Source organism: bacterium (assembly GCA_039961635.1).
GTDB lineage: Bacteria > 4484-113 > 4484-113 > JAGGVC01 > JAGGVC01 > JABRWB01.
Genome location: JABRWB010000065.1, coordinates 1 through 4,305 on the forward strand (window position 1 = coordinate 1; position 4,305 = coordinate 4,305).

The following is a 4,305-nucleotide window of genomic DNA, read 5'->3' on the forward strand; positions in this document are numbered from 1 at the left end:
GCTTTTCCCCGTCGCCGATCCCCCACGCGTCCACGAACATCGCCAGCGGCTCCGGATTGGCCGCGCACCCCCCTCCCGCAAGGACGATCGGATCGCGCTCGCCGCGATCCGCCGCGAGAATCGGCACCCCGCCCGCGTCGAGCATCCGCAAAAACTGCGGGTACGCAAGCTCGTACGTGAAGCTCGCAAGCAGCGCGTCGAATTCGCACAACGCACGCCGCGATTCAAGCGACCACAGCCGGAAGCCTGATTTCATCGCATCCGGTCCGCCGTTCCCAGATTCCGCAGCCACAGAGCTTATTTTTCCGGCTCCGCCATTCTTCAGCAGTTGGTACAGGTCATCGGCGGGCGCGTAGCACCGCTCGGCCAGAGCGTCGGCGCGCCGGTTGATTATGTGATAAAGGATTCGCGTGCCGAGATAGCTCATTCCAAGCTCGTACAGATCGGGAAAAAGCAGGCAAGCGCGCAGCCGCATCTCTTCCCAATTCTTCCGCACCGCGCCGCGCTCGCCCCCCGCGTACCGTCCCGGAGTCCGGACGCGCGAGAGAAGCGACGCAAGCTGCAAGTCGGTCATTTGCACATCGCGATTATAGAGGTATTCGGAAGGCCGCCTTGAAGCCGTCCAGTCGTTTGCGCCCGTCCGTCCGGAAATCCGCCGAGGGCGGCCCGCACGTCCGAACTGCGCGCGTAAAACGGTAATTAGGTACTTAAATGTGATATATATTACAAAAGCCCTGCGCCGGAGAATCAGCTTGAATTAAGGAACGATACGTATTCGGCGCGGGAAACCCAGACATACCCTGACGGGTAATTAGGCTCTTAAATGTGCTTTTATTCACAAACTACCGGGGGCTATCGCATTGCCGATTCGTCGGGCACAATCTTATTCGGCGGAACCGGCTGTATTTCACCACTCGGGACGGCCCCCGCCGAACTATTAAATTCCGTTTGGAGGATCCATATGTCTCAAACGAGAAGGGATTTCCTGTTCACCCTGCTAGGAACGGGAGCGGGAGTGGCGCTTAGCGCGTGCTCGCGCAAAGACGCCAGGATTTTCGAGCAGCCGGCGAACGCCGAGGAGCCCACCTACCCGTATCCCTACACCCAGCTCGATCCGGTCAAGGTGGCGAATTCCGCTTATGAGGTATATTCGGCGCACCACTGCATGGGCGGAGTGTTCAACGCCGTGATAAAGGAACTCGGCGAGCAGCTCGGCCCGCCCCACAGCACGTTTCCTCTGGAAATGATGGATTACGGCGCGGGAGGGGTTGTCGGCATCGCAAGCCTGTGCGGCTGCCTTAACGGCGCGGCGGCCGCCATCGGGCTTCTGGTCAGCAACGGTGACGACAGGACAAAGCTCATCACCGACCTATTCACCTGGTACGAGCAAACCGCGTTGCCCGCGTTCACGCCGGCTGCTCCCAAGAACGACTTCACGATTGCGGACTCGGTGGCGGGTTCCAACCTATGCCATGCGTCGGTTTCCAATTGGTGCGAAGCCGCGGGCCTGAAATCCTTCAGCCCGGAGCGCGCGGAGCGGTGCGGAAGGCTCACCGGAGCCGTCGCTTACAAGCTCGTGACCATGCTAAACGCCTACTTCGGCGGCACGTTCGCGCCGGGAAGCCCGCTGACGGGCGAGACCGAAACCTGCAGAAGCTGCCACGACAAGGGCGGATTGCTTGAAAACACGCGCGGCAAGATGGCGTGCACGACCTGCCATCCCGACCAGAGCACAGGCCACCCGTAATCCGGCAAAAGCGTCTTGCGTATGATATGCGGCGGGTTCCTCCCATACCGGGGGGGCCTGCCGCTTTTGCTAAACAATATCTCCGATCCGGTCGGCGCCGCCGCGCTCGCATTGCCAAGGCGCGGAAATCGATGAGATCCGCAGGTGCAGCCGGCCCGCGCGCTCGCGCGCTAGAGCATCACCAGGTATCCCGTCAGCTCGCTTGCGGGCAGCGTGTCGTTCATCGCCTCGGGAGAAAGCGCTACCTTCATGAAAAACCTCCTGCCGTCGCGAACCTTGCTCTCGCGTCCGACGAGCCTGTTGAAGAAGGCCGCGTGGTCGGCGCCCGTGCCCTTGATTATCATCAGCCCGCTTTTGGCCGTGGGAAGGGGAATTCCGGCGCCGAAGCTGCCCGAACCACCGGCGCCGCCGCCGCCTCCGGAGCCGCCGCGGCCCGTTCCTCCCCCGCCGGTTCCGCCGCCCTGGCCGAGTCCGCCCTGGCCGCCGATCAGCCCGCCGCGATAAATGTAAAATCCCGTGTCGGTCGAGGGAAGGACGTTCATATTCATGAGAATCTGCTGGAGCTGGTTCGGGTCCGCGTAGTGCGTTTGGTAAAGGCTGATCGAGCTTACGCCTGAAATATTCAGCTCGTGCTCCATTCTCTCCCGGCTGGTGACGAACAGAATGGGCTTTGAATAAGGATCGCTCTCGTTCGGGATAACCATGTAATCCAGGTTGTTCGAAGAGACGATGGTTTCGAACGCGATGTCGAACGGCGTGTCGCGGAAAATCCCGTAAAACGCCGGCGCGCCGCCCGTTCCGCCTCCCGCCGTCTGAAATTCGCCCGCGTCGCGGAATTCGCCCGGTCCGGTGCTGCCTCCCGGCGCGGGCGGCTGCTGCAGCGGCGCGCGCCTTCCGCCGACAGGTTCCATGAACGCGTAGGGGTCGACGACGATGCTGATTCCGCTCACCGCGGAGAGTATCCTGAAGCAGTCGTAGATGTTCAGCCCGGCGCTCGCATCCAGCGTGACGCGCACGTCGGACAGATATCCGCCGCCGCGCCGCCTGAATTCGATAAGGTCCATTTCCGCCTGCGCCGCGTTGTCGAGCGCGGGGTACTCGTCGTCGTAACCTTCGCCGGACGGCTTTCCGCCGGGCAGGTTCAACTGGCTTTTGCCCGCAAGCAGGTCGCCCAAAAGCGGCGCGACGTTCATTTCGTCTTTGGGAATGCCCAGCGCGGCCGCGGCCGCATTCAATTTTTCGCGCGATCCAGAAAGCACGATGAAGTCGGGCGGCGTCTGGCCGATGATTTCGGGCAGCGCGCCTCCCGCGTGGCTTGCCTTGATCGGCTGCTCGCCCGGTACGTATATGAGCAGCTCCCCGTTGAGCGGAAGCACTCCCGCCTTGTAAAGCGTTCCGAAAACGCGCTCGGCGGGCACGTTGACCGCGTCCGCGGATTCCATCGGCTTGAGCTTGCCCGATTCGTCCGCGCCGTCGGCAAGCAGCGCCGCGGGATGAAGCAGCGAAAACGCCGCCGTTAACGCCAAGAAAAAGAGCCCGGTTTTCATATGAATCACCTCGGAAAGAGCGGAAATCCCCGCAAATCCCGCTAACTGATACCATTAGTATATCCCAGGTTCCCGAAATCGGGGCTTCAGGGAAAGTTTTTCGGTCAGGTGCGCGCCATGTCCAGATGCTTGAAATACCAGGAAATGATCGAGCGGGGCGAATGGCTGGAAGCTCTTCGAGCGATAAACGCCGAGCTTTCGGTCGATCCCGGCTATGCGGGCGCGTATTTCAACATCGGTCTGGCGTTCGAAAAGGCCGGACTGACCGAGCTCGCGCGCATGAGCTACGAGTATTACCTGGCGGCGCATCCGGACGGCTTCTGGACAGCGGAAGCCGGGCGAAGGCTCGCCGCTCTCCCGCCGCGAAGGCTCATTTAGCGGTTGCTAAAAGCTGCGGCCCGCGCCGAAGTCCTTGGTTTCTTTCCGCGCCGCCTCTTTGGCCTTCAGCTGTGCGGTGCCCTGGCGAAGCTCGATTTTGTGCTGGAGTACGTCCACCAGCCCCTGAAGCTGGTCGATCGAATCGATCATGACTAGCCGCGCCTCGTCGTTGTCGAGCCGGAATTTGTGGACAGCGAATCCGACGTTTTCGATTTCCTGGTAGATGTCGAGCTTGATCCATATTTGGACGTGGGGCTGGGGCGGCATTGAATCTCCAAGCACGAGGAACGCAAGCGGATACTCCTTGTCCTTGTGGTGGAAGTAATAGCCGATCCTGATTTGGCGCTCGTCGTCTTCCGGATAGTGGCGGCTTACGCCTTCTATGCCGCGGATCGCCTTGTCCACCTGGGTTGCCAGCGCGAGCTTGTGCTCGAATTTGTCGTAGTTCATTTTGTATACGCGTTCCGGAAAGTGCGCGTAATCGTAGTATTTTTCCGGCACCCAGTCGTTGGAGCGGCGTCCGTCCGGGCCGATGGTGGTGTAATCGTTGTCGGGCAGGGTTTCACAGGTCTTTTGATAAATTTCGGGGCGTTTCTCCGCCGGCGCGGGCGCGCCTTTCTCGGAGCCCATCAT

Annotated in this window: 5 protein-coding genes; 2 read left to right on the forward strand and 3 right to left on the reverse strand. The window is 61.1% G+C overall.

Annotated features, from left to right (window positions below; all coding sequences use genetic code 11):
* Positions 1 to 574, reverse strand: a 574-nt coding sequence (locus tag HRF49_10230) for a hypothetical protein (protein MEP0815028.1), incomplete at its 3' end; no start/stop codon positions are given.
* Positions 575 to 961: 387 nt separating this feature from the next.
* Here HRF49_10230 and HRF49_10235 point away from each other — a divergent pair.
* Positions 962 to 1,747, forward strand: coding sequence for a C_GCAxxG_C_C family protein (locus HRF49_10235; GenBank protein ID MEP0815029.1), 786 nt, complete (start codon positions 962 to 964; stop codon positions 1,745 to 1,747).
* 170 nt (positions 1,748 to 1,917) lie between these two features.
* Here the strand turns inward: HRF49_10235 and HRF49_10240 are convergent, their stop codons facing one another.
* Positions 1,918 to 3,294, reverse strand: coding sequence for a hypothetical protein (locus HRF49_10240; GenBank protein ID MEP0815030.1), 1,377 nt, complete (start codon positions 3,292 to 3,294; stop codon positions 1,918 to 1,920).
* Positions 3,295 to 3,411: 117 nt separating this feature from the next.
* Between HRF49_10240 and HRF49_10245 the strand changes: the two genes are divergently transcribed.
* The gene (locus HRF49_10245) at positions 3,412 to 3,672 is read left to right on the forward strand and encodes a hypothetical protein (protein ID MEP0815031.1); all 261 of its coding nucleotides are present in this window, start codon (positions 3,412 to 3,414) and stop codon (positions 3,670 to 3,672) included.
* Between the two features lie 6 nt (positions 3,673 to 3,678).
* On the opposite strand, the gene HRF49_10250 is transcribed toward HRF49_10245, so the two are convergent.
* On the reverse strand, positions 3,679 to 4,305 hold a 627-nt coding region (locus tag HRF49_10250; protein ID MEP0815032.1), incomplete at its 5' end, for a hypothetical protein.